Source organism: Mycobacterium sp. TH-M82, from assembly GCF_057473605.1.
In genome coordinates, this window is sequence record NZ_JBYCKY010000648.1 from 1 (window position 1) to 2,784 (window position 2,784).

The window sequence follows — 2,784 nt, forward strand, 5'->3', positions numbered from 1 at the left end:
GAACCATCGAGCAGGTCGACCGCTACTGCGAGATACTCTGCGAGCAGCTACATCTCGACCGTATTTATGGCTCCGCATGCGGCGCCCCCGCCCCTGAACAGGTGCGCGAGGAAGTCGACGTGCTTCGCCAATTCGAACCGGACTACCGGGTGTGGGGCGACACTGACGGCGGCGGCACGGTCGTACGCTCCGAGGATCCCGTCACGTTCCACCCGATCGGCAAGATCGTCAACGTCGTCCCCGTCACCAACATCGTCGACGGCGTCGCATTCGCAACACCGGCCACCCAGACCGTTGGGGTATGGCCCCCGCAACGTAAAACACAGGTCCGCGACCGGTTGTGCGCCGCCGGAGTCCAGCGGGTCGTCGCGCTCGGTGGCGCGGCAGAGCTCTACTCCGGGCTCCCGCACGACGGATTCCTGCCACTGCATCGCTTCGTGAACTGGGTCTCTGATGAAGGTTAGAACTACCACCCGATGCCAGCGTTAGGGAGATAAGGTCACCACATGGCACCAACCGCCGAGCCCGTCCACACCCCGACAGCACTGGAAGCGTTTCTGCGCAAGCGTATCCAGGGTGCCGCCGACGTGAAAGTGTCCGCGTGCGCGCCGCTGACGGGTGGTTATAGCCGCGTGATGACCCGCTTCGAGGCCGCCGTCGACGGCCAGCCGCACCTTCTCGTCGCCCGGGGGGATCCGCCGCCCGAAAGGATGTACATCGACACCGATCGCGCGATTGAGTATGAGGTGCTCGGCGCACTCGAGGAGTATGCCCCGGGCACGGCGCCCAAGGTCTGGGGGTTCGACGCCGACGGCTCGGAGCTGGGGACGAAGACCATCGTCATGGACTTGATCGGCGGTGGGGATTCACTGTTGAGTGGCCTGCGTCAGGCTGCTGGCGGACCCCAGCGCCATCACGTTGAGGCCTACTGCGATCTCGCTGCCCGGTTGCATGCCGTCCCGCTCGATACGCTGCCTGCGCGGCTGCCTCGGCCGACCGATTGGGACAGCTACATCGACTCGCTGATCGCCGACTGGCGCGACGTAGAGGCCGAGCACAATGAGTCAGACCCGTTCTTCCGTTACCTGGCAACGTGGTTGGACACCCATCGTCCACCGCCGGCCCCGTTGACACTGGTCCACGGTGAGCTGCAGCCGTCCAACATCGTGGTCGGTATGCAGGGTGAGCTTGTCGCCGTCGACTGGGAACTGGCACATGTTGGTGACCCGCGGGAGGATTTCGGGTGGTGCAAATTCGTGGGTTCGGTCCAGCCGCCCGACCTGCTCGGCGTTGATGAAGCCAAGTTCTGTGAACTCTACTGCGAGCGAACGGGTCTGGGGTCGGATGTCGTCAATCCCCTTACGATAGCCTACTTCTCGATCATGTCGAGTATCCGGATGTTCCGTTCGGTTCTCGAAGCGCAGCGCGCCCTGGTTGACGGCACCAACCTCAGCTTGCGTCCGGCCTACACCACTCTGGCGGTGATCACTGCGCACGAACAGTGGTATCAGGCCACCAAAGGCATTGAAGCGGCGATGGGAAGCGTCGTATGATCGCGCGACCGACCGCGTCTCAGCTAGTCGAGGCGATACGGCGTGAGCTGCGCGAGGTCGTGGGCCCGGCGGTATCGGACCCGACCGCCGCCGGCAGCCTGGAGATGGTTGACGCATTGCTGTCCAGCCTCGCAATCCGATGCGGACACGAGCACGCCTGGATGCAGGAAGAGATCGTCGCGACCACAGCTGCGGCGCGAGCTGTCCTGGACGCTGGTCTCGACACGTCGGGGTCCGTCGCCGCCGCACTCTCCGAGTTCCAAGAGGCATCGACGACTAGTGGCCATCTCGACGATGTCGTACAGACCTATGACCAGTCCGGGGAACTGCTGTCGCGGTGTATCGAGGTCGCGCTGCCTGCGGGCGGTGCTGTCCGCGACACGGTGCTGTCCGCACTTGAGACCCGGCTCGCGCACGAGGTGGAGGTTCGGGGCGACTTCTCGCTCGCAGGACGAACCTGAGCTGACGAGTGCCGTCCATCCGGCAACTTCTGGGGTAACGGACCGTTCCGGTTCGATGAGGCCCGAAACTCACCATCCCGGCTGAGCCGAGTCCGCCCTTCGACTAGCCAGTGACTGGCGTCAGCGCACCCACCATGCCCAGCTCGCTTTGGACGCCGCCAATGGTTCTCGGCGGCGGGACTCGATCTGACCCTGCGGATGTTGATGGCGATGGCGTTGGGAACCACCGCCTATGACTGGATCATCCTTTCCCAGCAACCGCTCAACCCAGAGGAGCTCGTCGAGGCCGATGTCCGAACTCGCTCTCTGGGGATTGGAGCGGAAACCACATGGTCAGTCGGACCAAGCAGTAGTTCCTTCCGGCGCACACGAGTGGTCCTCAGCCCGAGACGCGCGGCGGTCTCACCTGCATCCGCGATATCCACCCGACGCCTCACCTGAACATAACGTCTGGTCCGGAATGCGTTGTCGATCACATTCGCGCGAACACTCCGCTGACCGAGACGGCCTACGACCGGCTGGCGACTTGCAAGAGTAGTGCTAACGCCCCATTCCGGTGCGCCACCGTCTGTATTGCCCGTATGTATTGCCTGCGGAATGGGGTAACTTTGCCATGGACACCAAGGCGCGGGCCTTGCGGTCTGTGGTGCTATGACGAAATGAGCTACAAGCAGTGACGGGGTCCCAGCTTCCGGGCCAGTGTCTATGAGAGTTGTTGGTGGGTGGTTTCCCAGTGCTTTCGGAAGGCCTCGGGGGTGAGGTCGTCCAGT

3 protein-coding genes are annotated in these 2,784 nt (G+C 63.6%); all 3 read left to right on the plus strand.

Annotated features, from left to right (window positions below; translation table 11 throughout):
• Positions 1 to 464, plus strand: a 464-nt coding sequence (locus tag AC2VON_RS19120) for an acyl-CoA reductase (RefSeq protein WP_486954359.1), incomplete at its 5' end; no start/stop codon positions are given.
• A gap of 42 nt (positions 465 to 506) precedes the next feature.
• On the plus strand, positions 507 to 1,553 hold the full coding sequence (locus AC2VON_RS19125) for a phosphotransferase family protein (RefSeq protein WP_084027691.1): 1,047 nt from the start codon (positions 507 to 509) through the stop codon (positions 1,551 to 1,553).
• Entirely contained in the window at positions 1,550 to 2,014 is a 465-nt protein-coding gene (locus AC2VON_RS19130) for a hypothetical protein (RefSeq protein ID WP_084027690.1), read from the plus strand. The genes AC2VON_RS19125 and AC2VON_RS19130 overlap by 4 nt, the downstream gene beginning before the upstream one ends.
• Positions 2,015 to 2,784: the final 770 nt, after the last annotated feature.

Bases quoted from the DNA above. Each gene is read 5' to 3' on its own strand.
- AC2VON_RS19125 (WP_084027691.1), top strand. From the start codon at position 507: ATGGCACCAACCGCCGAGCCCGTCCACACCCCGACAGCACTGGAAGCG.
- AC2VON_RS19130 (WP_084027690.1), top strand. From the start codon at position 1,550: ATGATCGCGCGACCGACCGCGTCTCAGCTAGTCGAGGCGATACGGCGT.